Here is a 24,444-nt window from a genome sequence, read left to right as displayed (position 1 = left end):
CTCCCACCGGCTCACCGCTGCGCCACGGTCATCACCTGGTTGGGCACCTGCGAGCGGATCTCGGGCGAATACATCGCCTCGACCCGGCTCGCCGGCAGGTTGAACACGCCCGATGAGTTCAGCCGCATCACATAGGACACGGTGACGCTGCCGCGCGGCATCCAGCCGAAATAGGCGCGCCAGGCGTCACGGCCGCGCTCGATATAGCTGGGCGACAGGCCCGAGCCCTCGGCTGCATCGCCCAGCATCTGCGACTGCCCGCCCAGATTGCCGATCACCGTCGCGCCGGTGGGGACGGGGTCGCTGACCACCACCCAGTTGCGCTCGGCGGTGGCATCGACCGTGATGGTCACCTTGACCACGTCGCCGCGGCTCAGCTGGCCTGGCTTGAACGCCTGGATGACCTCGACCTTCTTGGTCATCTTGTAGCCGGCGTGGAGCGGCTGGGTCAGCGGCACCGCCGCCTTCACCGTCACGAAGGCCCAGGGACCGGCGCCGCCCGCCTGCGACAGCGTCAGCGGCGCCTGCGTCGTCGGCAGGGCGAAGCTGAACGCGCGCTCGGGCATCGCCAGCGGCCAGTTGCGGCTGACCGTCTGGTTCAGCAGCGTGCCGGTGGTGACGCCTGCGATCGCCTCGGCCGGGTACATCGCCATGAACTTGCGCGCGGCGACGGTGCCCCAGGCATTGGCGGTGGTGGTGTCCCAGTGTCCGCGCGTCTGGCGCAGGCTGACGCCGACCATCATCTTGGCCGATTCATTTTCCCAGCCCGGACGGCCGAGCGTCGCGACGACCGCCTTGATCGCCGCCTCGTCGTCCGATGCCATCAGCCACCACGGGCTGCTGCCCTTGTCGCTCAGGTCGATCCGCGTGCCTTCATAGACCAGGCGGGTGCGCAGGACGCGCTCGGCCTCGGCGCGCAGCGCGGCAGCGTTGGCGATGCCCTGCACCTTCTGCAGCGCCTGGGCATAGTCGGCCAGCGTCGAGGTCGGCATCTCGGCCGGCGCGATGCCGATCTGGCCGAGCATCGCCGGGGTGGCCGCGCCGTTGCGGGCCAGGGCGGCGAACGCCGCGACCCGCTGCAGTCGGACATCGCCATAATCCTCGCGGCGCAGGCGCCCGTCGAGCACGGCCTTCATCGCCTCGATCATCTTCTCGCGCGGGCCGGACGGCACCGGCAGCCCCGCCTCGGCGGTGATCGACAGCAGATAGGCGGTCAGCGCCTCCGATCCCGACAGCGAGTTGTTGGTGAAGTAGCGCGCCAGCCCGTCATTATCGAGATAGGCGGGCAGTTCGCTGGCGATCAGCGTCCAGGCGCCCGTATCCCCCGTGGCGATCGCGCGCGAGGTGCGCTGCTCGAGACAGTTGTACGGATAGGCCGCCATATAGTCGCGCACGCCCTGGAGCGGCGGCGCGAGCGTATCGGCCAGCAGGATGCTGACGCTGCCGCGACCGGGCAGGGCGCCAGCCGGCGGAGCGATGGTGAACGGCGTCGAGCCGACCCTGCCGAAGCTGGATGCCCACACCTCGACCGGAACCGCGGGCACCACGTCCTGGACGACGGTGATGCGGTCGGAGGACTTGCCGTCCGCCGACTTCGCCTCGACCGTCCAGCTCAGCTTGCCCTCGTTCGCCGGCGCGGTCAGGTTCCACGCCACCGGCACCGCGCCGCCCGCCGGGATCTCGACGGTCAGCGGATTGCCGTTGGCCACCGCCGGGTCGAGCTTGACCGTCGCGGTCACCTTCATCGGCTTGGACGATCCGTTGCGCAGCGTGAACACCGCGCCGAACCGGTCGCCGGTGCGCACCAGCGGCGGCAGGCCGGAGAAGATCGACAGGTCCTGCGAAGCGCGGATCACTGCCTCGCCAGTGCCGAATTGCGACGTTCCATTACTTGCAATTGCAACCAGTTTGAAGCTGGTGAGCGCGTCTGACAGCGGCACCTGCACCCGGGCATGACCATTGGCGTCGAGCGCGACCTTGCCCTTCCACAAAAGCACCGGCTGGAAATTCTCGCGGTTCAGGCCCGACAGGTCGCCGCCCCCGCCGCCGCCGGCCTCGACCGCTTTCTTGCCGTAATGGCGCTTGCCGACCACCTGCATCTGGCCGGTCGAGGTCAGTACCGACAAGGGGCGGCTGCCCATCATCGCGGTGAGCACGTCCCAGCTTTCGTTGGGCGCGAGCTGCAGCAGCGCCTCGTCGACCGCGACGAAGGCGACGTCGGCGCTCGCCGCCGGCTTGCCGTCGGGGGTCTTGACGCTGACATCGACATTGGCGGTGTCGCGCGCGGCATATTTCTCGCGGTCCGCCTTGATCGCGACGCCCAGTCTGTGGCTGTCCCACCCGACCTTCACCCTGGCGATGCCGAGGCGATAGGCGGGCTTGGCGAGGTCGACCGTCGCGGTCGGCTTGCCGCCGTCCTTGGAGAAGACGTTCAGCCCCCAGTCGCGCGCGAGATCGGCGCGCCAGGTCTGCCAGCCGCCGACGCGGCCGCGCACCGCCATCACCGACACATAGACGTCGGGCGCATAGTCGCCCGGCATCGGCACCTCGATCACCGGATCGGTGCCGGCCAGGCCGACGACGAAGCTGGACAGCACGCCCTCGCGCTCGACCGTCACCAGCGCGGTCGCCTCGCGGAAGGGCATGCGCACCTGGAACTTGGCGGTCTCGCCCGCCTTGTATTCCTGCTTTTCGGGAATGACGTCCATGCGGTCGCCATTGTCGCCGCCGAACCACCAGTCATCCTCGCCCGCCAGCCACACCGAGGTGACCGCGCGCGCGACATTGCCGTTGGCGTCCTTGGCGGTGGCGACGGCATAGACCTCGCCCGACACGCCTGGATCCAGCTGGCACTGCGCCAGCCCCAGCGAATCGGTGCTGGTCGAGCAGGTGCCCGACAGCTTGGTCACCTTCACCTGATTGTCATAGGCATAGAAGCCGCCGATCAGCCGCCGCCGCGCGGTCAGGACTTCGCGGCTGTACAATTCGACTGAGATCGACTGGTTGTCGATCGGCTTGCCCGAGGTGTCGAGCGCGACGAAGCGCAGGCGCAGGTCGTCCTGCTTCATCAGCCAGCCGTCGGTCTTCACGCCAAGCTGCACTGCCGAGCCATAGATCGGGATGCGGCGCGAGGCGGTCAGGATCTCGCCATTGGCGTCCTGATAGTCCATCTCGACGAGCATGTCGGTATTGCCCGACAGCGTCTGCGGCACGTCCACCGTCGTGCGCGCCGCGCCCTCGCCGTTCAGCGTGGCGGGCAGGGTCTGGGTCGGCGGCAGGGTCGAGGCGGATTTATAATCATCCTCGTCGCCGTTCAGCGGCCGCAGCCCCTCGGTCATCGCCTCGCCGCCGAAGCTGTAGCCGTCATAGCCAGAGGGCGTGCGGTTGCCGTCGAAATAGCCGACGCGCAGCTCGACCGGCAGGTTCGATGCGCCGCCGCCGGACAGGTATCCGACGAACAGGTCGAGCGGGACATTGGCGGGGCGCACCAGCGCGTCCTTGGGCCCGTCGACGCTCGCCTTCATCGTCGGCAGGCGATATTCGTCGACCTTGAACGACTGGTTCGTCCAGATCGTCTTCTCCTGGCCGGCATCGTCCTTGTAGAGGACCTGCAGGTCGTACTCGCCCATCGGCGCGCCCTGGGGCGCGGTCCATTCGGTCTCGCCCGAGCCGCTGGCGTCGATCGTCAGCGGCAGTTCGAACTGGGTATCGGATCCGCGGTGCGACAGGCGAAGCGTGCCGCTGAACGCCTTGCCGCGAATGAAGCCCTTCAGCACCGGCTTGCGCACGATATGCTTCATGTGGACCGTCTCGCCCTGGCGGACCAGCGCGCGGTCGAACACGGTGTGGAACATGTCCTCCGGCGCGCTGTAGCCATAGGGCAGTTCGAAGTCGCTGGGACGGATGCCCTCGCCCCAGCTGGTCAGGCTGAAGCTGAAATCATCGTCCTTGCGCGCCGAGACCATCAGCGGATGCGAGTTGTTGCCCTCGCAGCCGCCCCAGCTTTCCGGTTCGGGAATGCCCGCCGGCACGCCCAGCCGGCCCGAGGCATCGGTGGTGCCGCGCGCCAGCAGCTGTCCGGTGCAGCTGTCGGTGATCTGGATGTTGGCGCCGCCCATGCCGACGCCGCTGTCGAGCGTCGTGACCCAGACCAGCGAGCCTTCGCGACCCCATTTGAAATGGACCGCCATGTTGGTGACCAGCGCGCCCGCCGCGACATAGCGCGGCGCCTTTCGCCCCAGCAGCGCCTCGCCCAGGCGCGGGCTGGCGATCTCGACGACATAGAATCCGGGCTTGGTCAGCGGGATGCCGACGACCTCGAACTCCTTGCCGCCGCTCGGCAGGCCGAACTTGTAGGTCGAGGCGCCCGAGACGCCCGTCAGGATCGACTTCGCGCCGGTCTGGTTGATCTGGACGGTCTCTTCGCCGCGCTTGACCGTGTCGCTCTTGTAGCGGCCCGCATCCTCGATGGTGCGCAGCCACCGGGCGACATCGCCGTCGCTGTCTACCTTGAGCGACTGGCCCGACAGGCTCAGGCGGCTGGTGTCCACCTGGCCCTCGACATTGCGCACGGTCAGCGGAAGCGTGCCGCCTTCCTTCGCCTCGAGAACGCCGAAGGTCGAGGCGAACTTCACCAGGGGCGGCGGCTCGTCGAAGCGCAGGTCGAGCGGGAAGCGCTGGGCATTGGCCAGCGGGCGTCCGCTCTCGTCGGTGACGCTGGCGGGCAGGACCAGTTTGCCGGTCGTCGCCGCGGGAAGCGGCGCCTTGAACTTCACCTGGGAGAGAAACGCGTCGTTCTTGTCGTCGTCGCTCAGGATGGGGGTGAGCTGTTTGCCATCGGGCAGCTGGATGCGGATCGCCTTGGCCTTGTCGGCCGCGATCGGGGCGGAGAATTTCACCCAGGCGTCCTGGACCGGGCTGCAGCCGGCCTGCGGGTTGACGCGCGAGCATTCGAAGCGCGCCTCGAACGCCTTGCGCACCGTGAAGTCGAACCGCTGGTCGGCCCCGGCGACCCGGCCCGACGGGCTGCGGATGTCCTTGCCCCACATCAGCGCCATGTCGCGTCCGGCGGGCAGCGGCCGGGCGCACTTCACCGCGACCAGGCTCTGGGTCGCCTTGGCGCGCTCCTCGGTCTTGGCGGGAAGCGTCTGCGGCAGGCCGGCATCGCCCAGGAAGCTGCGCACCTCCCAGCGGTCGGTGCCGAGGTCGGACAGCAGCTTGCCCGCGACATCGTCGCCGAGCACCTGGACCGGGATCTTCTCGCCGACGCCCTCGACCGAGCAATAGGCGTTGCTGGCCACCGAAGCCCGGTCGACGCCCATGTTCGCGGCGACGACGAAGACCTGGTCCTCCTCGATCTCGCTCGAATAGCGGCTGGGCAGGACCGCGCGCGCGATCGGGCCGCCCGAATCGACGGTGAACTCGCGCTGGCCCCCGACCTCGAAGCCCGAAAGGGTGCGCAACTTGTCGACGAACGCGAACTTGCAGGTCGTGCCGCCCGGCAGCGGGTTGGCGAAATCATAGACATAGGTCTGCTGGTCGACCCAGCGGCCCTCGCCGCCGATCGCGCATTCGACCTTGAACGGGGAGGCGGCGCGCGGATCGCCCAGCGGCACCATCGCCTGGTTGAAGCGGACCGTGAACCGCTCGATCGCGCCGTCGCCGATGCCGGGCGTCGCCATCTCGACCTGGGGCGTGTCGGCGCCGAACGCGGCATAGGCACCGATCGGTGCCAGCGCGAGTGCCACGATCGCGATCCGCGTACCGAGCTTCATCCTGTCCATCCCCTTTGGCGGACGCGGGCACGATTGTACCGCCTCCGAACCTATTCAACGCGCAAACAGCCTCGAGGGTTCGCCCAAGATGACAATGGCAGCACCTCCGGACGATCGGTCACGCCGGTAGAGGCTACGGGATATCCCTTAGGTGAGTGGCCTGCAACATATCATGGGTTTGGCGTGCGACGGACGGAGCGGCACGCGGATTTCTGGCTCCGCCGCCTTTTTCTGTCCGGCAAGGCAGGGTATCGCCGCGCGGTGGATCTCTATCTTCCCATTGCCAACCTGTCGGTCAACGCGCTGGTGATCGTCGCGCTCGGGCTGGGCGTGGGGCTGTTGTCGGGCATGTTCGGCGTGGGCGGCGGGTTCCTGACCACGCCGCTGCTGATCTTCTACGGCATCCCGCCCACGGTGGCCGCCGCCTCCGCCGCCAGCCAGGTGACCGGCGCCAGCGTGTCGGGTGTGTTCGCGCATCTGCGGCGTGGCGGCGTCGACGTGCATATGGGCGTGGTGATGGTGGTGGGCGGCATGCTGGGCAGCTTTGCCGGTGCCTGGCTGTTCGCATGGCTGCAGGCGCGCGGCGCGATCGATGCGGTGATCGCCGTCCTGTACGTGCTGATGCTCGGGTCGATCGGCGGGCTGATGCTGGTCGAGACGGTCCAGGCGCTGCGCGCACGCGCCGCCGGGGTGACGATCCGCGCGCGCAAGCGGCGCCACCATCCGCTGGTGGCGATGCTGCCGCTGCGCTGGCGCTTCTACCGCTCGGGCCTCTATATCTCGCCGCTCGCGCCGCTGCTGCTCGGCTTCGCGACCGGCATCCTGACGATGCTGCTGGGCGTCGGCGGCGGGTTCATACTGGTGCCGGCGATGCTCTATCTGCTCGGCATGGGGACGCAGGTCGTGGTCGGCACCTCGCTGTTCCAGATCCTGTTCGTCACTGCCTGGGCGACGATGGTCCACGCCACCACGACCAAGGCGGTCGATATCGTGCTGGCCGCGCTGCTGCTGGTCGGCTCGGTGGTGGGTGCGCAGCTCGGCGCGCGCTTCGCGATGAAGACGCGGCCCGAATATCTTCGCCTGGCGCTGGCGATCATCGTGCTGATGGTTGCGGTGCGGATGCTGCTCGGCCTCGCCTGGCGGCCCGACGAAATCTATTCGGTGGAATTGATGTGAGGCGCACCTGGCTGCTCGCCCTGCTGGCGCCGGTGCTGCTGGGGCAGGCGGCGCCCAAGCCGACACTGGTGCCCGACGTGTCGCAGCGCGACATCCGCATCGCGTATTCCTTCACCGGGGCCGACCTGCTGTTGTTCGGTGCGATCGTCTATCCCGACGGCCGCCGCCCGGCGGCGGGCAGCACGCCGCCCGAGATCGTGGTGGTGGTGAAGGGGCCGACGCAATCGGTGCTGGTGCGCGAGAAGGAGAAGGTCGCGGGCATCTGGGTCAATGCCGATCGCATGCGCTATCGCTCCGCGCCCAGCTTCTATGCGATCGCCTCGTCGCGGCCGATCGGCAAGCTGGTCGATCAGCGGACCCGCGACATCTATGAACTGGGCATCGACAATCTCCAGCTGTCGCCGGCATCGGGCGCGGCGCCGGACATCCAGCGGCGGTTCGATACCGGGCTGGTCGACCTGAGGAAGCGGGGCGGCCTTTACTACGAGGCGCCAAGCGCGGTCGAGATCACCGACGGCGTGCTGTACCGCGCGCGGCTGAACATCCCGGCGCGCGTGCCGGTCGGCCGCTATACCGCCGAGACTTTCCTGATCCGCGACGGCCGGGTGCTGGCGGCCGCGGTTCGCCCGATCGAGATCCGCAAGTCGGGGTTCGAGCGATTCGTCGCGCGGTCGGCCGAGCATTATTCCCTGGTCTATGGCCTGGTCGTGGTCGCGCTGTCGGTCCTGCTCGGCTGGGGCGCGGGGGCGATCTGGCGGCGCTTCTGAGCCGGGCCGATACGCATTGTTTACCGCTTGGCGCCCACAAGGGCCCGCGATTTGCGGGAGCGGGTATGGAAGGTCAGTTCGGCGCACACGGCGTTCAGGAAGCGGTCCCGGTCGCGCATGGGGCGCCGATGGGCCTGGCCGCGCTGCGGTCGATCGGTGCGGTGGTCGAGATTGCCGGATCGTCGAGCCAGGTCGTGTTCGACGCGGCCGCGCTCGAGTCGCATGCCGGATCGCCCGATGCGGCGCTGGCCAATGCCGGGCAGGTCGGCAGCCAGATCAAGATGCGCGTCGGATCGACCTGGCTGATCGCCAATGTCCGGTCGATGAAGCTGGCCGGCCAGGACCGGATCGCGGCGCAGGTCGATTTCCTGGGCGAAGGCGACGAGGAGCGGCTGACCGGCAAGCTCTATCGCTTCCGTCGCGGCGTCACCCGCTATCCGACGCCGGGCTGCGAGGTCTTCCCGATCTCTACCGCCGACCTCAAGCAGATCTATGCCGCCGAGGACAGGGCCCATATCCAGATCGGCACCGTCTATCCGACCCGTGACATCCGCGCGGCGCTGTATGTCGATGCGATGCTGGGCAAGCATTTCGCGCTGCTCGGCTCGACCGGTACCGGCAAGTCGACCGCGGCTGCGCTGATCCTCCATCGGATCTGCGAGCTGGCACCGCAGGGCCATATCGTCATGATCGACCCGCACGGCGAATATTCGGCGGCGTTCAAGACCAATGGTGCGCTGTTCGACGTGTCGAACCTGCAGATGCCCTATTGGCTGATGAACTTCGAGGAGCATTGCGAAGTGTTCCTGACGACCGAGGGCTCGGCGCGGCAGGTCGATGCCGACATCCTCGGCAAGTGCCTGTTGCTGGCCAAGGGCAAGAACCGGCTGGCGCAGGAGATCGGCAAGCTGACCGTCGATGCGCCGGTCCCCTATCTGCTGTCGGATCTGACCGCGATCCTCCAGCTCGAAATGGGCAAGATGGACAAGGCGACCGACACCGCGCCCTATCTGCGGATCCGGTCGAAGATCGAAGAGATCAAGGGCGATCCGCGATTCGCCTTCATGTTCTCCGGCATGCTGGTCGCCGACACGATGGCCAGCTTCATGGCGCGGATCTTCCGCCTGCCCGGTGACGGCAAGCCGATCTCGATCATCGACGTCTCAGGCGTGCCGAGCGAAATCACCTCGGTCGTGGTCGCGGTGCTGAGCCGGATGGTCTTCGACTTCGCCATCTGGTCGCGCAACGAGCCCAGGCGACCAGTGCTGCTCGTGTGCGAGGAAGCGCACCGCTATGTCCCCAGCGAACGCAACGCCGACGGATCCTCGGTCGGCCGCATCCTCAGCCGGATCGCCAAGGAGGGCCGCAAATATGGCGTCTCGCTGGGCCTGATCACCCAGCGGCCGTCCGACTTGGCCGAGGGCGTGCTGTCGCAATGCGGCACGATCCTGTCGATGCGCCTGAACAACGAGCGCGACCAGGCCTTCGTCAAGGCGGCGATACCCGAGGGCGCGCGCGGCTTCCTCGATTCGATCCCGGCGCTGCGCAATCGCGAGTGCATCGCGGTGGGCGAGGGCGTCGCCACCCCGACCCGGCTGGTGTTCGACCCGCTCGACGAGATCAAGCGCCCGGCGTCGGCCGATCCGCTATTCTCCGAGCTGTGGCGGGAAACGGGCGGAGAGGACGGGATCCTCGAGCGGACGATCAAGCGCTGGCGATCGCAGGGGCGTTAGGCAGCGGACGTTTCGCAGCGCCCTTCGACGGGCTCAGGGCGAACGAGGTGGGAGCGGCAGATACCTATTTTTCCGTTCGCCCTGAGCTTGTCGAAGGGCGGTTCTCGGCCTGGCGATTCCTCGCGAGGATCGACAGCCGCTCATAATCCCCGGCGATCAGGGCCTCCTTCTTTGCGCGGCTCCAGCCCTTGATCCGGCGCTCGGCTTCGAGGGCTTCCAGGCGGGTCGGGAATTCCTGACACCAGACGAGGCGGATGGGCCGGCGCTTTTGCGTATAGCCTTCGACCTCTCCAGCCTGATGCTGGGCGATGCGTGCCTCCAGGCGATCGGTGTGGCCGGTATAGAAGCTGCCGTCGGCGCAGAGGAGGATATAGGCCCAGAAGCTCATGAGGCTGGCGCTGCGCAGCGCCCTTCGACGGGCGCAGGGCGAACGAGGTGGGAATGAGTCATGGCTTCATCCCTCGAATGTTCTGTTCTTGCCACCGGCTGAGCCCAGCGGCGCTGATATACCGCAGGACCTTCATCTTCCGCTCGCCGGCGCCCTTCGCCCGTAGCGGGCCGAACGCCTCTCGGCGCTCAATTCCCCAGTTTCTCCAACAATGCCGCCGCGGCGGCAGTCTCCGCTTCCTGCTTGCTCGTCCCTTCGGCGGTGGCGTCTGCCAGCTTGCCGATCACGACCTTCACGGTGAAGCGGGGCGCGTGGTTCGGGCCCGAGCGGTCGATCACCTCATATTCGGGGGGGCGGCGGTTATGGGCTGCGGCCCATTCCTGCAGCGCCGACTTGGGATGCTTGGGCGCCTGGGCATGCGCCTCGATCTTCTCGGCCCAGGCCTTGCGGATGAAGCCGCGCACCGCGTCGAGTCCGGCGTCGAGGTAGAAGGCGCCGATCAGCGCCTCCATCACGTCGCCAAGGACATTGTCGCTGTCATGCGCGCCGTCGTCGCGCGCCTGCTTGCCCAGGCGCAGGAACGGGACGACCCCCAGATCGCGGGCGACCTGTGCGCATACCGCGCCCGTCACCAGTGCGTTCAGCCGCCGCGATAGAGCCCCTTCGGGCTCGGCGGGAAAGCGTTCGAACAGCCATTCGGCGACGACCAGGCCGAGCACCCGGTCGCCGAGAAACTCCAGCCGTTCGTAATTGGCGGCCGCCTGGCTGCCATGGGTCAGTGCGCGGTCGAACGGCCCCTGGTCCGTGGGCGCGCGGTCGAACGTCGTGCGCAGCCAGCCCGCCAGATCAGGCTTCAAAATCCCTCCCCGAGCCGCTCCCATCGCGCGGCCGAGAACCAGGTCCAGGGCAGGAACCAGTTGGCGCTGCCGTCGGTCGACCAGAAGCTGACCACCGCCTTGCCCTGGATATTCTCCAGCGGGACATAGCCGATGCCCTCCTCGTTGGTAGAAAAGCGGCTGTCCATCGAGTTGTCTCGATTGTCGCCCATCAGGAAGGCATGGCCAGCGGGCACGGTGAAGACGTCGGTATCGTCCTGGGCGAAAGTGCCCAGGTCGAGCACGTCATAGCTTTTGCCATTGGGTAGCGTCTCGCGGAAGCGCGGCATCTGGCAGACCTGACTACCATTGCCCGCGGTCCGAAGAAACTGGGGCCTGCAATTGGCTTTCTGATCTTCGGAAGAAGCCACTGCGCGATAATTGGGCGAGATGGGCACGACGAAGTCGGCGATTTTCTGCTTCGGGATCGCCTGGCCGTTTAGGATCAACTGGCCACCTTTCATCTGAATCGTATCGCCAGGCAGGCCGATCACCCGCTTGATAAAGTCGATATTGTTTGTCGGAGGCGCCTTGAAGACGACCACGTCCCCACGTTCCGGCAGAGCCGGAAATACCCGGCCCGGGATCAGCGGCAGGCTGAACGGAAGCGAGTGCTTCGAATAGCCATAGTTCCACTTGGTGATGAACAGATAGTCGCCGATCAGCAGCCGCGGCATCATCGATTCCGACGGGATGCTGAACGGCGAGAAGATGAAGCTGCGGATGATGAAGACGACGATCGCGAGCTTCAGCAGGAAGCTGGCGAGATCGCGCCATTCGGACTCCGGCTTGGCAGGCGCGAGCGGGTCGACGGTATAGCCCTGGGTCATGCGACATGCTCTGCTAGGGGCGAGGGATGGCGTCAAGCGGATCAATCCTTGTGGCGCGCGCTTTACGGGACGATAGAGCCCGCAAACCCAAGGAGTCTCAATCATGGCGCTGCCCGACTGGTCCGAAGTCCGATCTCTGGAACCCAAGACGCTGACCACCCTGTTCGCCGAGGACGGGGATCGACTGACCGGGCTCAGCGGCGATGTCGCCGGCATCCATTTCGACTGGTCCAAGACCCACCTGACCGCGGAGGCCGTCGCCGGCTTCGCGCGGATCGCCGAGACGATGGAGCTGGGCCGCAAGCGCGACGCGCTGTACGCCGGCGAGGCGGTCAACGTGACCGAGGGCCGCGCGGCGGAACATGGCGCGGAACGCGGCGAAGGCGCGCCGGAGAGCGTGGCGCAGGCCCGCATGTTCCAGGCGCGGATGCGCGCGCTGATCGACGCGATCGAGGCGGAGGCGCTGGGTCCGGTTCGCCACATCCTGCACATCGGCATCGGCGGATCGGCGCTGGGCCCCGACCTGCTGGTCGATTCGCTCGGCCGCGACATGAACCGCTATGACGTCGCGATCGTGTCGAACGTCGACGGCGTCGCGCTGGAGGATGCGTTCGACCGCTTCGATCCGCAGGCGACGATCGTGGCGATCGCGTCGAAGACCTTCACCACGACCGAGACGCTGCTGAATGCCCGCAGCGCGCTCGACTGGCTGGTCGAGGGCGGGGTCGAGGATCCCTATGGCCGGGTGGTCGCACTGACCGCGGCACCCGACAAGGCGGTCGAATGGGGCGTCGACGAGACCCGCGTGCTCCCCTTCGCCGAAAGCGTCGGTGGCCGCTATTCGCTATGGTCTTCGATCGGCTTCCCCGCGGCGCTGGCGCTGGGCTGGGATGCGTTCGAGGAATTGCTGGAAGGCGCGGCGGAGATGGACCGCCATTTCCGTTTCACCCCGCTGGCCGCCAATGCGCCGGTGCTCGCCGCGTTCGCCGACCTCTATTACACCCAGGTCCGCGGGTGCGAGACGCGGGCCGTCTTCGCCTATGACCAGCGGCTCGCGCTGCTGCCCTCCTATCTCCAGCAGCTGGAGATGGAATCGAACGGCAAGCGCGTCACCGCCGACGGCCAGCCGGTCGCGTGGCCGACCTCGCCGATCACCTGGGGCGGCGTGGGCACCGATGCGCAGCATGCGGTGTTCCAGCTGCTGCACCAGGGCACGCACCTCGTTCCGGTCGAATTCGTCGCGTCGATCGAATCGGGCGATGCGCTCGATCCCGATCATCATCGCCAGCTGCTGCTCAACGCCTTCGCCCAGGGCGCCGCGCTGATGGCCGGCCGCGCCAATGACGATGCGGCGCGCGCCTATCCGGGCGACCGCCCCTCGACCACGCTGCTGCTCGACCGGGTCGATCCGCGTACCCTGGGCGCGCTGATCGCCTTTTACGAGGCGCGCACCTTCGTGAATGCGGTGATGACCGGCATCAACCCCTTCGACCAGTTCGGTGTCGAGCTGGGCAAGGAAATGGCCAAGGCGGCCGATCGCGGCGGCCAGGATTTCGATGCCTCGACCACCGACCTCATCCGCCGGGCGTTCGGCTGATGTCCGGCGGCGACGACAGCTACGTCTATGACGAGGCGACCGGCGAATGGATCAGCGCCGCCGAGGCCGCCGACAAGGCGGCCGCGGCGGACCAGGTCGAGGTGCGCGATTCGGTCGGCAACCTGCTGCAGGACGGCGATCAGGTCACGCTGATCAAGGACCTGACGGTCAAGGGCGCGGGCCAGACGCTGAAGCGCGGCACGCTGATCAAGTCGATCCGCCTGACCGGCGACGCGCAGGAGATCGACTGCAAGTTCGACGGCATCAAGGGCCTGGTCCTGCGCGCCGAGTTCGTGCGCAAGCGCTGAACCCCTCGCATTCGCCCGCGCCCGCCACCACATGGCGGGGCGGGCGATGCCCCCTTGCTGGAGCGGATTTCGATGGCTGACTATGACTATGACCTGTTCGTCATCGGTGCGGGATCAGGCGGGGTCCGGGCATCGCGCGTGTCGGCCGCCTATGGCGCGCGGGTTGCGGTCGCCGAGGAATATCGCGTCGGCGGGACCTGCGTCATTCGCGGCTGCGTGCCCAAGAAGCTGCTGATCTATGGCGCGCATTTCGCCGAGGATCTGAAGGATGCCCGCCGCTTCGGCTGGGACGTGCCCGAATGCGGGTTCGACTGGCCGATGCTGCGCGACAATGTGCTGGGCGAGGTCGATCGGCTGAACGGGCTGTATCAACAGACGCTCGAGAACAACAAGGTCGAGATCTTCAACGAGCGCGCGACCGTCACCGGCCCGCATGAGGTGCGGCTGGCCAGCGGGCGCACCGTCACCGCGAAACATATCCTGATCGCCACCGGCGCGCGGCCGCAGATTCCGGACTGCCCGGGCAACGACCTGGGCATCACGTCGAACGAGGTGTTCCACCTCGAGACGCTGCCCAAGCGGGTGCTGATCGCCGGCGCCGGCTATATCGCCAACGAGTTCGCCGGCATCTTCAACGAATTCGGCAGCAAGGTGACGCTGATCAACCGCAGCGACCAGATCCTGCGCGGCTATGACGAATCGATCCGCGACCGGCTGCTCCAGATTTCGATCGCCAAGGGGATCGAGTTCCGTTTCAACGCCTCGTTCGAGGGGATCGAGCAGACCGAGACCGGCCTGAAGGTCAGCATGAGCAACCACGAGCCGGTCGAGGTCGACTGCGTCATCTTCGCCACCGGCCGCGCGCCCAATACCGAGGGCCTGGGCCTGGAGGCGGTCGGCGTCGAGCTGGACGTGATCGGGGCGGTGAAGGTCGATGCCGACAACCGGTCGAGCATCGACAGCATCTTCGCGGTGGGCGACGTGACCAACCGGGTCCAGCTGACCCCGGTCGCGATCCGCGAGGGCCAGGCATTCGCCGACACGATCTTCGGCAACAAGCCGCACCAGGTCGATTACGAGACCATCCCCGCCGCGGTGTTCAGCCATCCGCCGATGGCAGGGGTCGGGCTGACCGAGGGGCAGGCGAAGAACAAATTCGGTGCGGTGAAGGTCTATACCTCCGACTTCCGCCCGATGAAGAACGTGCTGGCCAACCGCAACGAGCGGGCGCTCTACAAGATGGTCTGCGACGCCAATACCGGCAAGGTGCTGGGCCTGCACATGATCGGCCCGGACGCGCCGGAGATCCTGCAGGCGGCCGCGGTCGCGGTGAAGGCGGGGCTGACCAAGGCCGATTTCGACCAGACGGTCGCGCTCCACCCGAGCATGGCCGAAGAACTGGTCCTGATGAAGTAGGCGGGCAGCCGCCGGCGCGCGCCGGCGGCTATTCCTCCCGCAGCAACTGGTCGGCTTCGGTATCGGCATCCTCGTCGGTGCCGCCGGCGGCACGGCTGATCGCGCGGGTGGTGCCGACGTCCATCGCGACATTGCCGACGGTGCGGAAGATGTCGGGAATCGTCTCGACCGCGACCAGCAGGCCGAGGGGGGCGATCGGTACGCCCATGGCGATCGCGATCGGCGCGATCGAGCTGACGAAGCTGATCGTGCCGGGCAGGCCGACCGCCCCCATGGTCGTGATCGCAGCCGCCGCCCAGCCGGCGGCGAGCTGGCTCGGCCCCAGCGGGATTCCGAACCAGTGGGCAACGTAGATCGCCACCGCGAAGTTCATCGCCGGGCCGGTCCAGCGGAAGATCGCCACCGCGATCGGCAGCATCACGCCCGCCTGGACCACCGGCACGTCGAGCCGCTCGGTCGCCTTGAGCATCGCCGGCAGGCTTGCCAGTGAGGACTGGGTCGAGAAGGCGACGGCCTGTGACGGGGCCACGGCGCGGATATAACGCAGCGGCGAGACCCGGCCGGCGATCACCGCGAACGGCACCGCCAGCAGCCACAGGACGATTCCGACCGACGAGATGATCGCGACATAATGGAGCAGCGCACCGAAGGCCGAGGTGCCGGCGCGCGCGCCGACGACATAGGCAAGCGCGCCGACGCCGATCGGGCCCAGCCACAGGACCCAGTTGATCACGATCAGCATCGCGTTCGCCACCGCCTGGAAGAAGCGGGTCAGCACGCCGCGCTCCTCGGCGGGCAGCCGGGTGATCGCGAAGGCGAAGACCGTGGTGAAGACCACCAGCGGCAGGAAGGCGTCGTTCGCCGCCGCGGTCAGCGGATTGGACGGGACCATGCCGATGATGAAGTCGACGAACTGGGGCACCGTCCCGATCTCCGGCGCGGTGTGCGCCAGCGCGCCGCGCAGGGCGACGGCCGAATCCCCGGCCAGCGGAAAGGCGTCGAGAAAGGTCAGCGTCAGGATGCCGCCCAGCGCCGACGAGCACCACAGCAGCACGATGAAGGTGATGAAGGCGCGCGTCGCCAGCTTGCTCGCCCGCGCCTTTTCGGCGGTGGCGGCGATACCGGTCACCAGCAGCGACACGACCAGCGGGACGATGGTCATCTGAAGCGCGTGCAGCCAGATCGTCCCGATCGGCTGCACCCAGTCCGCCGCCTGGAGTGCCCCTTGCGGCGCCTGGCCCGCGGCGATGACGCCGATGAGCAGGCCCCCGATCAGGGCGAGAAGAATTCGGGTAGGTTGCGACATGCTCGCCCTTCTTGATTCGCCGCGCTATCACGGCCGCGCGAACAACGAACAAGGCCGCGAGAGGCTGAACATGGCAAGAAAATACTTCGGTACCGACGGAATCCGCGGTGCCACCAACATGGCGCCGATGACGGCAGCGATGGCGATGAAGGTCGGCATGGCCGCCGGCGCCCATTTCGTCCGCGGCGATCACAAGCACCGCGTGGTGATCGGCAAGGATACGCGCCTGTCGGGCTATATGCTCGAAAATGCGATGGTCGCCGGCTTCACCAGCGTCGGCATGGACGTCGTCCTGGTCGGCCCGATGCCGACCCCGGCGGTGGCGATGCTGACCAAGTCGATGCGCGCCGATCTGGGCGTGATGATCTCGGCGAGCCACAATCCGTACGCCGACAACGGCATCAAGCTGTTCGGCCCCGACGGCTACAAGCTGTCGGACGAGGACGAGCTTGCGATCGAGACGCTGATCGACGGCGAGGTGACGCTTGCCGCGTCGGAGAATATCGGCCGGGCACGCCGGGTCGAGGATGCGCGCGGACGCTATATCCACTTCGCCAAGTCGACCTTCCCCGACGACCTGCGCCTCGACGGGCTGAAGATCGTGATCGATTGCGCCAATGGCGCCGCCTATCAGGTCGCCCCCTCTGCGCTGTGGGAACTGGGGGCGGAGGTCGTCGCGATCGGGGTCACCCCCAATGGCAAGAACATCAATGCCGGCGTTGGATCGACCGCCCCCGACACGCTGCGCGAGACCGTGGTCGGCACCGGCGCCGCGATCGGCATCGCACTGGACGGCGATGCCGATCGGCTGATCGTGGTCGACGAGAATGGCCAGGTGATCGACGGCGACCAGCTGATGGCGCTGATCGCCGGGGGCTGGGCCCGCCAGGGCAGGCTGCGCGGCGGCGGGCTCGTCGCGACGGTCATGTCCAATCTCGGGCTGGAGCGGCACCTGACGTCGCAGGGCCTGGGGATGGTGCGGACCAAGGTCGGCGACCGCCATGTGCTCGAGGAGATGCGCGGCTCCGGCTATAATGTCGGCGGCGAACAGTCGGGGCACATCATTCTGTCCGACTATGCGACGACGGGCGACGGCCTTGTCGCCGCGCTCCAGGTGCTGGCCGAGATCAAACGCGCCGGCGCACCGGCCAGCGAGGTGCTGCACCGATTCGATCCGCTGCCGCAGCTGCTGAAGAATGTCCGGTTCAAGGGCGGCAGGCCGCTCGACGATGCGCGGGTCCAGGACGTGATCGCCGCCGCGGAGCGCGAACTCGACGGTCGCGGCCGTCTGGTCATCCGTCCCTCCGGGACCGAGCCGGTGATCCGGGTGATGGCGGAAGGCGACGACCGCGGGCAGGTCGAGACGCTGGTCGACCGGATCTGCGACGCGGTGCGCGAGGCGGCCGCCTGATGCTCGAGATGCGGCCCGATTGCGAACGCTGCGGCACCGACCTGCCCGCCAATGCCGGCGGCGCGTTCATCTGCTCGTTCGAATGCACCTTCTGCGCCGAATGCGCCGATGCGGTGGACGAGCGCTGCCCCAATTGCGGCGGCGAACTGCTCGACCGCCCGACCCGGAGCGGCAAGGCGCTGGCGGCCAATCCGGCCAGTACGGAGCGCAAGTTCAAGCACTGACATGACTCCGCGCATCCTCATCATCGCAGGGTCGGATTCGGGCGGCGGCGCCGGGATCCAGGCCGACATCAAGACCGTCACCATGCTGGGCGGTCACGCCATGACCGCGATCGCCGCGATCACCGCGCAGAACACGCTGGGCGTCGACGGCGTCCATCCGGTCCCGACCGAAATGGTGATCGCGCAGATCGATTCGGTCGTGCGCGACATCGGCGTCGACGCCGTGAAGATCGGGATGATCGGATCGGCGCGCACCGCACTGGCGGTCGCCGAGAAGCTGGAGGAGCTGCGCGGCATCCCGATCGTGTTCGATCCGGTGATGGTCGCCTCCAGCGGCGCGGCGCTGGCCGATGACGCGACGATCGCCGCGTTCGAGCGGCTGATGCGCATCTGCACCGTGTGCACGCCGAACCTGCCCGAATTGAAGGCCTTGTCGGGCATGTCGGTGATGGACAGCGCCCGGGTGCGCGAGGCGGCCCGCTCGCTGGTCAGCCGCCGCGGATGCGCGGTGCTTGCCAAGGGCGGCCATGGCAAGGGTCGGCAGGTGACCGACCGCCTGTTCGCGCCTGCCGGCCCGCTCCCGCCCGAAACCGACTGGACCGATCCGCGGATCGACAGCGAGAATAGCCACGGCACCGGCTGTACCCTGTCGAGCGCCATCGCGACCGAGCTGGCCAAGGACTGGTCGCTGGTCGAGGCGGTGACGCGCGCACGCCAGTTCGTGCGGATCGCGATGCGCGAGGCGCCGGGCCTGGGCTCGGGCCACGGGCCGATGGGACAGCAGGCGGTCCGTCTCGACCTGAACCTGACGCGCTGGTCGCCGATGCTCAACCAGGTCACGGTCCCGGCCGACGACCTTGCCGCCAGCGAGCAATTCTATCGCACGCTGGGACTGCGCCAGATCGTCCGGTCGAAGCCGCGCTACGCCCGGTTCGAGACCGAGGGCGGCGCCAGCTTCTCGATCGAGGCCGCCGACGAGATCGGCGGCCGGCCGGTCGTCTATTTCGAGTGCGGCGACCTGTCGACGGCGGTCACCTATCTCAAGCAGCAGGGGCTGGTCTTCGACCAGGACCCGGTCGATCGCGACTGGGGCTGGCGCGAGGCACGCCTGCGCGATCCGGCGGGCAATTCGGTCTGTCTCTATCAGGCTGGCGAGATGCGGCGCTTTCCGCCATGGCGGATTCGCGATGCCTGATTTTGTCTACGAGAGCCGCCATGCGGGCCCGGTCGCGGGCGTCGACGAGGCGGGCCGCGGGCCGCTGGCCGGCCCGGTGGTCGCCGCGGCGGTGGTGCTCGATCCGGACTGCATTCCCGACGGGCTGAACGATTCGAAGCAGCTGACCGCGGCACGGCGCGCCGACCTGTGCGCGCGGCTGCTCGACTGCGCGACGGTGGGCGTAGGCATCGCCACGGTCGAGGAGATCGACGAACTCAACATCCTGTGGGCGACGATGCTGGCGATGACCCGCGCGGTCGATGCGCTGGGTGTTCGCCCCGAGATGGTGCTGGTCGACGGCAATCGCTGCCCGCGCTGGGACCATCGCTCGCAATGGGTGATCGGCGGCGACGCGCTCTGCCTGTCTATCGCTGCCGCCTCGATCGTCGCCAAGCATCGGCGCGACATGATGATGATCGACTATGACCGGCAATATCCGGGCTATGGCTGGGCAAGCAACAAGGGCTATGCCGCCAAGGTCCATCAGGAGGCGCTGCGCACCCTCGGCCCGACCCCGCTCCATCGCCGCAGCTTCGCGCCCGTCGCCCAGGCGCGGCTGGCGCTGGAGCCGATGACGGTTCAGGTCGGGTGAAGATCCGGGCGGCGCTGCTCGGCGCGGCACTGGCCGCGGCGGTGCCGGCGACCGCGCAGACCACGCCGCCGGCGACCGGAGATCCTCATGCGCCCGGCCGCGCGGTGGTGGCCGCGATCGGGCGGATCGTCACGCCCCGAGGGGTGCAGGAAAGCTTCGAGGCGCGGATCGGCGGTACCCGCCAGATCATCGGCGTGCGCGGCCGGGACCGTGCCAATCCGATCCTGCTCTATCTCCATGGCGGGCCGGCGGCGCCGGAAATGCCGATCGCCTGGGCGTGGCAGCGCCCGTGGGAGGAATATTTCACGATGATCCATTGGGACCAGCGTGGATCGGGCAAGTCGTTCCCGCTCAACGACCCGCAGGCGATCGCCCCGACGATGACCTTCGACCGGTTCTGCGCCGACGCGATCGAGGTGATCGAACTGCTGCGCAAACGCTATGCGAAGCGGAAGATCTTCGTTCTCGGACACAGCTGGGGATCGACGCTGGGTCTTTGCGTGCTCCAGCGCCGGCCGGACCTGATCCACGCCTATATCGGCACCGGTCAGGTGATCGACTTCCGCGAGAATGAGCGGGTCGGCTATGACTGGACGCTCGCCCGGGCGCGAGCCGCCGGCAATGCCGAGGCGGTCGCCGAGCTCGAAGCGCTCGAGCCCTATGCCCGTTCGGGCCCGTTCGATATCGACAAGATGACGACCGAGCGCAAATGGTCGATCCGCTACGGCGCGCTGGCTGCCTATCGCGACAATGCCGATTTCTTCTTCGACGCGCGGCGCATGTCCCCCGACTATCTTCCGGCCGACCGCAAGGCGCTGAACGACGGCAGCGCCTACAGCATTCGGACGCTGTTCCCGATCCTGTCCGATGTCAGCTTCACCTCGCTGACCCGCGTCGAGGCCCCGATATTCTTCTTCCTCGGCCGCCATGACCATACCACGCCCTCGCCGCTTGCGGCGCAGTGGCTCGATCGGGTGAAGGCGCCGCGCAAGGGCCTGATCTGGTTCGAGGATTCGGCGCACCTCGCCGAGATCGAGGAGCCGGGCAAATTCCTGGTCGAACTGCTCCGCCGGGTCCGCCCGCTCGCACGAGAGGGGCGTCCGGGCGCCTGAGCGGCGGTTACTCGCCCGGCACCACGAACGCGATGCGGACCTCGACCTCGCGGCCGACCACCGGATCGCCCTTCTTGGTCAGCGGCGCGAGGCGGATCGCCCCGATCACCTGATAGGTCGACATCGCGAACTGATGCAGCAGCGCGGGGCTCAGTTCGGCCTCGCCCTCCGCCGCGCGGGCGTCGCGGCACAGCAGCATCCGGTCGGGCTGGACGCGGCAATCGGCGCGCATCCGGATCTCGACATTCTCGCGCAGCGCCTGGGCGGGATAATAAGCGGTGAGCAGCGCCGCGCTGGGCCGGTCGTCCATTTCCATGTCGCTCGACGCGATCGTGCCGAGGGACGCGGGCAGCTTCGGCGAATCGGACGCCGACACGGTTCCGCTCAGGATCATCGGCACCAGGTTTGGCTTGGTCGCATCGGCCGGCGCCTCGCCCGTCGAGCGCAACCGGGTGAACATGACGTGCGAATAGGCCGCCTGGAGCGTGGCCGATGCGCCCTGTCCGCCATTCCACGCGCCGGCGCGCTTGGCGAATTCGGTGCGGGTCGCGGCCGGCTTGGCCGCACCGTCCAGCGGGATGCACGACACCGGCTCGCCCTTCCAGCTGTCGACGAGGCACTGGAAGCGATGGGTGACCGGCGTCGCCGGCAATCCGGGATGCTCGGTCGCGACGTCGGCCTTCAGCGACCGCGAGGGTCCGAAGAAGATCGTCGATTCGGTCGCCGGGACAGATTCGGGCAGCCGGTCCGAATCCTGTGCGGCGGCCAGCAAGAGCATCGGCAGGATCAACATCGTCATCAAATCGCCCCTTCTCGTCCGCCCCGACTAGCATAATCGCGGCGCGAGGCGAGTGAGTCTTTCGTGCCACACCCCCACCCCTTGCGCCTGTGGATAACTTTCAGACTCAACATGTGGCACGGTCCCGGAATGTTCTTCCTAGCTAGGGATTTAGGCAGGTTTCCGCTTAACCAAAACACGCTTGACGAATGCCGCTCCGCCGCACGAAACCGCGGGTTCCGGGCAAGGGGAAGGTTAAGATGGGCGTATTGGAAAAGGTCGGAACGCGCGGTCGCAAGGCGGCAAGCGCGGTTCAGGAAAGCGTCGCGGAGCTTCCGCTGGACAGCATCCTGATGAGCGACTGCATCGAGGCCATGCGCTCGCTTCCGGCCAAGTCGATCGACATGATCTTCGCCGATCCCCCCTATAATCTCCAGCTGGGCGGCGACCTGAGCCGTCCCGACGGCAGCCATGTCGATGCCGTCACCGACGATTGGGACAAGTTCGATTCCTTCGCCGCCTATGACGCCTTCACCAAGGCATGGCTGGCCGAGGCGCGCCGTATCCTGAAGGACAATGGCACGATCTGGGTGATCGGCAGCTATCACAACATCTTCCGCGTCGGCGCGACGGTGCAGGACCTGGGCTTCTGGATCCTGAACGACATCGTCTGGCGCAAGGCCAACCCGATGCCCAATTTCAAGGGCACCCGCTTCACCAACGCGCACGAGACGATGATCTGGGCGTCGATGGGCGAGAAGTCGCGCTACACCTTCAACTATCGCACGATGAAGACGCTCAACGACGAGCTCCAGATGCGCTCGGACTGGGAATTCCCGATCTGCGGCGGCCAGGAGCGGCTGAAGCGCGACGGCGTGAAGGTCCATCCGACGCAGAAGCCAGAGGCGCTGCTCTACCGCGTCCTGCTCGCCAGCACCAAGCCGGGCGACGTCGTGCTCGACCCGTTCTTCGGCACCGGCACCACCGGCGCCGTCGCCAAGCGCCTGGGCCGCCACTGGATCGGAATCGAGCGCGAGCCGGGCTATTGCGCCGCCGCCATCGAGCGGATCGAGGCCGCGCTGCCGCTCGACGAATCGGCGCTGCGCACGATGCAGGCGCCGAAGGGCGCGCCGCGCGTCGCCTTCGGCACGCTGGTCGAGAATGGCTATCTGGCCCCCGGCACGCGGCTGTTCGACACCAAGCGCCGCTTCCAGGCCGAGATCGGCGCCGACGGCTCGCTGCGCTGCGGCGACGCCACGGGATCGATCCACAAGGTCGGCGCGACCGTGCAGGGGACGCCGTCGTGCAACGGCTGGACCTTCTGGCATTACGAGGCCGAGGACGGGCTCAAGCCGATCGACGCGGTGCGCCAGACCTATCTGCTCGCGACCCAGCCCTGACCGGGCAGGTGCGGCGACCCGGCCTCAGTGCCGGGTCACCCGCCCGTCGCATCGCACCGGGCCGCTGCCGCTGATCCGGCATTCGGGCTTGCCGTCGATCTCGACCGGGCCGAGGCCCATCGCGAAGACCTGCGCGCTGTAGCGCACGCCGATCCGCAGCCGGCCCGAGCTTTCCGACACCAGCACCGCATCGCCGGCGGTCAGGCCGGCCGCATCGATCGACCCCGCGCCATTGGATCGCACCCGAACCTGCCGCGTGCTTCCCGCCAGCGTCATCGTGCCCGTGCCGGTCAGCGTGATGCCCAGGTCGGCGGCGTCGATCCCCGCCACGGCAAGCGATCCGCCGCCGTTGAGCCCCAGGTCGATCCGCGCGCCCTTCATCGCCGCGACGCGGACCTGGCCGCCGCCATTGACCAGCACCGTGCGCAGCGCCGGAGTCGACAGGGTGATTCGCGGCGGCGCTACCGTCGCTCCGGTCGCACGGCCCCAGCCATCCGTCCCGGCGCCGACCACCAGCGTCCCGCCATCGACCCGGACCTGCAGCCGCTGCAGCGCCTGCGGGTCGCCGGTCGCGGTCGCGCGGGTCGGCCCCACGACGAGTTCGACCTGGAACGGCCCGTCGACGCGAAGCCGGTCGAATCCGGAAACCAGGAAGGTCCGGTCCTGCGCAACCGGCGCGGCGGATGCGGTCAGGCCGAGCAGCAGCAGGGGGGCGAGCCGGTACATCGCATCAGCGTCGCACCGCACCGATGCTCAGGCAAGCGGCATCAGCTGCAGCGCGCTTCGCCGGGGCCCATCCCGCTGACCCGGCATTTCGCGCCGCCCGTCAGCACGGCATCGCCCGGACCCGTGATCGATACATCGGCGTCGCCCTTGACCGCGGCATGGACGTTGCCCGGCCCGACAATGCCGATCTTCGCGCCGTTCACGGTCAGGCCGCGGCCGTCGAAATCGCCCGGGCCGTTGATGTCGACCTGGATCCGGTCGGCCGTGCCCGACACCGTGATGTCGCCCGGGCCGGTCAGGTCGAACCCGGCCGATCCCGCCGCCAGCGTGCCGATCCGGATGTTGCCCGCGCCGGTGAGTTTGGCATCGAAATCGCCTTCGCCCCGGTCGACGGTCAGGTCGCCGGCGCCGGTCAGGCTGACGCTGGTCAGCTTCGGCAGCGTGACGTGTACCGTCACCTTGCCGGTGGTGGACCCGCTCCAGCCCAGTCCTTCGCGCTTGCGCCCGACCGTCAGCGAGCCGCCACGCACCGCGATCTCCAGCTGGTCGAGCGATTTCGCATCGCCCTCGGCACTGACCGAGAAGGCGGCGCCATGCGTGACCACCACGTCGTCGGGACCGACGAGCGTCACGCCGGCGAAATCCCTTGCGGCAAAGGTCCGGCTGGTGCCGCTGCCCGTCGCCGGGACGGCATCGGCCGCTGTGCCGTTGCCCGTGATGCCGTCGGCATGACAGGCCGAGAGCGGCAGGGCGGACAGGGCCAGGAGCAGGGTGCGCATCGAAACATCTCCATCGTGTATTGCTAATATAATACA

The 24,444-nt window shown here is 68.0% G+C and carries 20 protein-coding genes; 12 read left to right on the top strand and 8 right to left on the bottom strand.

Going from position 1 to position 24,444, the window contains the following annotated elements:
- Positions 1 to 11: 11 nt before the first annotated feature.
- Positions 12 to 5,774: an alpha-2-macroglobulin family protein gene (locus TPR58_RS01825; protein WP_346244890.1), complete on the bottom strand. Its 5,763-nt coding sequence runs from the start codon at positions 5,772 to 5,774 to the stop codon at positions 12 to 14.
- Positions 5,775 to 6,035: 261 nt separating this feature from the next.
- Here TPR58_RS01825 and TPR58_RS01820 point away from each other — a divergent pair, with 261 nt between their 5' ends.
- The 3 genes from TPR58_RS01820 (at position 6,036) to TPR58_RS01810 (ending at position 9,450) form a co-directional block, all read left to right on the top strand.
- Complete coding sequence (locus TPR58_RS01820) at positions 6,036 to 6,950, top strand: sulfite exporter TauE/SafE family protein (protein WP_346245119.1); 915 nt, start codon at positions 6,036 to 6,038, stop codon at positions 6,948 to 6,950.
- Positions 6,947 to 7,717 (top strand): TIGR02186 family protein, encoded by a 771-nt coding sequence (locus TPR58_RS01815; RefSeq protein WP_346244889.1) that lies wholly within the window; start codon positions 6,947 to 6,949, stop codon positions 7,715 to 7,717. Before TPR58_RS01820 ends, TPR58_RS01815 begins: the two co-directional genes overlap by 4 nt.
- 65 nt (positions 7,718 to 7,782) lie before the next feature.
- Positions 7,783 to 9,450, top strand: coding sequence for an ATP-binding protein (locus TPR58_RS01810; protein ID WP_428835679.1), 1,668 nt, complete (start codon positions 7,783 to 7,785; stop codon positions 9,448 to 9,450).
- A 64-nt stretch (positions 9,451 to 9,514) separates the two neighbouring features.
- On the opposite strand, the gene TPR58_RS01805 is transcribed toward TPR58_RS01810, so the two are convergent.
- The 3 genes from TPR58_RS01805 to lepB all read right to left on the bottom strand — a co-directional run bounded on the left by TPR58_RS01805 (position 9,515) and on the right by lepB (position 11,543).
- The gene (locus TPR58_RS01805) at positions 9,515 to 9,838 is read right to left on the bottom strand and encodes a GIY-YIG nuclease family protein (RefSeq protein WP_346244888.1); all 324 of its coding nucleotides are present in this window, start codon (positions 9,836 to 9,838) and stop codon (positions 9,515 to 9,517) included.
- Between the two features lie 188 nt (positions 9,839 to 10,026).
- A complete protein-coding gene (gene rnc, locus TPR58_RS01800; protein WP_346244887.1) occupies positions 10,027 to 10,719 on the bottom strand; it encodes a ribonuclease III in 693 nt (230 codons plus the stop codon).
- The gene (gene lepB / locus TPR58_RS01795) at positions 10,692 to 11,543 is read right to left on the bottom strand and encodes a signal peptidase I (RefSeq protein WP_346244886.1); all 852 of its coding nucleotides are present in this window, start codon (positions 11,541 to 11,543) and stop codon (positions 10,692 to 10,694) included. Before lepB ends, rnc begins: the two co-directional genes overlap by 28 nt.
- Positions 11,544 to 11,646: 103 nt before the next feature.
- On the opposite strand from lepB, the gene pgi reads away from it, so the two are divergent.
- The 3 genes from pgi (at position 11,647) to gor (ending at position 14,864) form a co-directional block, all read left to right on the top strand.
- On the top strand, positions 11,647 to 13,140 hold the full coding sequence (pgi, locus tag TPR58_RS01790; RefSeq protein ID WP_346244885.1) for a glucose-6-phosphate isomerase: 1,494 nt from the start codon (positions 11,647 to 11,649) through the stop codon (positions 13,138 to 13,140).
- Entirely contained in the window at positions 13,140 to 13,448 is a 309-nt protein-coding gene (locus tag TPR58_RS01785; RefSeq protein ID WP_346244884.1) for an alkylphosphonate utilization protein, read from the top strand. Before pgi ends, TPR58_RS01785 begins: the two co-directional genes overlap by 1 nt.
- A gap of 72 nt (positions 13,449 to 13,520) precedes the next feature.
- Positions 13,521 to 14,864 (top strand): glutathione-disulfide reductase, encoded by a 1,344-nt coding sequence (gene gor, locus TPR58_RS01780; protein ID WP_346244883.1) that lies wholly within the window; start codon positions 13,521 to 13,523, stop codon positions 14,862 to 14,864.
- 28 nt (positions 14,865 to 14,892) lie between these two features.
- On the opposite strand, the gene TPR58_RS01775 is transcribed toward gor, so the two are convergent.
- Positions 14,893 to 16,170 carry a dicarboxylate/amino acid:cation symporter gene (locus tag TPR58_RS01775; RefSeq protein ID WP_346244882.1) on the bottom strand — a complete coding sequence of 426 codons (1,278 nt, stop codon included), beginning with the start codon at positions 16,168 to 16,170 and terminating at the stop codon, positions 14,893 to 14,895.
- A 70-nt stretch (positions 16,171 to 16,240) separates the two neighbouring features.
- Between TPR58_RS01775 and glmM the strand changes: the two genes are divergently transcribed.
- The 5 genes from glmM to TPR58_RS01750 are packed head-to-tail and all read left to right on the top strand — an operon-like array spanning position 16,241 to position 20,725.
- Positions 16,241 to 17,581 (top strand): phosphoglucosamine mutase, encoded by a 1,341-nt coding sequence (gene glmM, locus TPR58_RS01770; protein ID WP_346245117.1) that lies wholly within the window; start codon positions 16,241 to 16,243, stop codon positions 17,579 to 17,581.
- On the top strand, positions 17,581 to 17,805 hold the full coding sequence (locus tag TPR58_RS01765; protein ID WP_346244881.1) for a DUF1272 domain-containing protein: 225 nt from the start codon (positions 17,581 to 17,583) through the stop codon (positions 17,803 to 17,805). The genes glmM and TPR58_RS01765 overlap by 1 nt, the downstream gene beginning before the upstream one ends.
- A 1-nt stretch (position 17,806) precedes the next feature.
- Positions 17,807 to 19,000 carry a bifunctional hydroxymethylpyrimidine kinase/phosphomethylpyrimidine kinase gene (gene thiD / locus TPR58_RS01760; RefSeq protein WP_346244880.1) on the top strand — a complete coding sequence of 398 codons (1,194 nt, stop codon included), beginning with the start codon at positions 17,807 to 17,809 and terminating at the stop codon, positions 18,998 to 19,000.
- Entirely contained in the window at positions 18,993 to 19,613 is a 621-nt protein-coding gene (locus TPR58_RS01755; protein WP_346244879.1) for a ribonuclease HII, read from the top strand. Before thiD ends, TPR58_RS01755 begins: the two co-directional genes overlap by 8 nt.
- Positions 19,610 to 20,725: an alpha/beta fold hydrolase gene (locus tag TPR58_RS01750; RefSeq protein ID WP_346244878.1), complete on the top strand. Its 1,116-nt coding sequence runs from the start codon at positions 19,610 to 19,612 to the stop codon at positions 20,723 to 20,725. Before TPR58_RS01755 ends, TPR58_RS01750 begins: the two co-directional genes overlap by 4 nt.
- Before the next feature lie 7 nt (positions 20,726 to 20,732).
- Here TPR58_RS01750 and TPR58_RS01745 read toward each other — a convergent pair whose 3' ends face one another.
- Complete coding sequence (locus TPR58_RS01745) at positions 20,733 to 21,524, bottom strand: hypothetical protein (protein ID WP_346244877.1); 792 nt, start codon at positions 21,522 to 21,524, stop codon at positions 20,733 to 20,735.
- A gap of 239 nt (positions 21,525 to 21,763) precedes the next feature.
- Here TPR58_RS01745 and TPR58_RS01740 point away from each other — a divergent pair, with 239 nt between their 5' ends.
- Positions 21,764 to 22,903 (top strand): site-specific DNA-methyltransferase, encoded by a 1,140-nt coding sequence (locus tag TPR58_RS01740; protein WP_346244876.1) that lies wholly within the window; start codon positions 21,764 to 21,766, stop codon positions 22,901 to 22,903.
- Between the two features lie 24 nt (positions 22,904 to 22,927).
- On the opposite strand, the gene TPR58_RS01735 is transcribed toward TPR58_RS01740, so the two are convergent.
- Complete coding sequence (locus TPR58_RS01735; RefSeq protein WP_346244875.1) at positions 22,928 to 23,629, bottom strand: GIN domain-containing protein; 702 nt, start codon at positions 23,627 to 23,629, stop codon at positions 22,928 to 22,930.
- Between the two features lie 41 nt (positions 23,630 to 23,670).
- Complete coding sequence (locus TPR58_RS01730) at positions 23,671 to 24,408, bottom strand: head GIN domain-containing protein (RefSeq protein WP_346244874.1); 738 nt, start codon at positions 24,406 to 24,408, stop codon at positions 23,671 to 23,673.
- Between the last annotated feature and the right edge of the window lie 36 nt (positions 24,409 to 24,444).

The sequence above is a fragment of the Sphingomonas rustica genome (assembly GCF_039652585.1).
Taxonomy (GTDB): domain Bacteria; phylum Pseudomonadota; class Alphaproteobacteria; order Sphingomonadales; family Sphingomonadaceae; genus Sphingomonas; species Sphingomonas rustica.
Note: the sequence above shows the minus strand (reverse complement) of the source record. Positions and strands in the feature narration are given on the sequence as shown.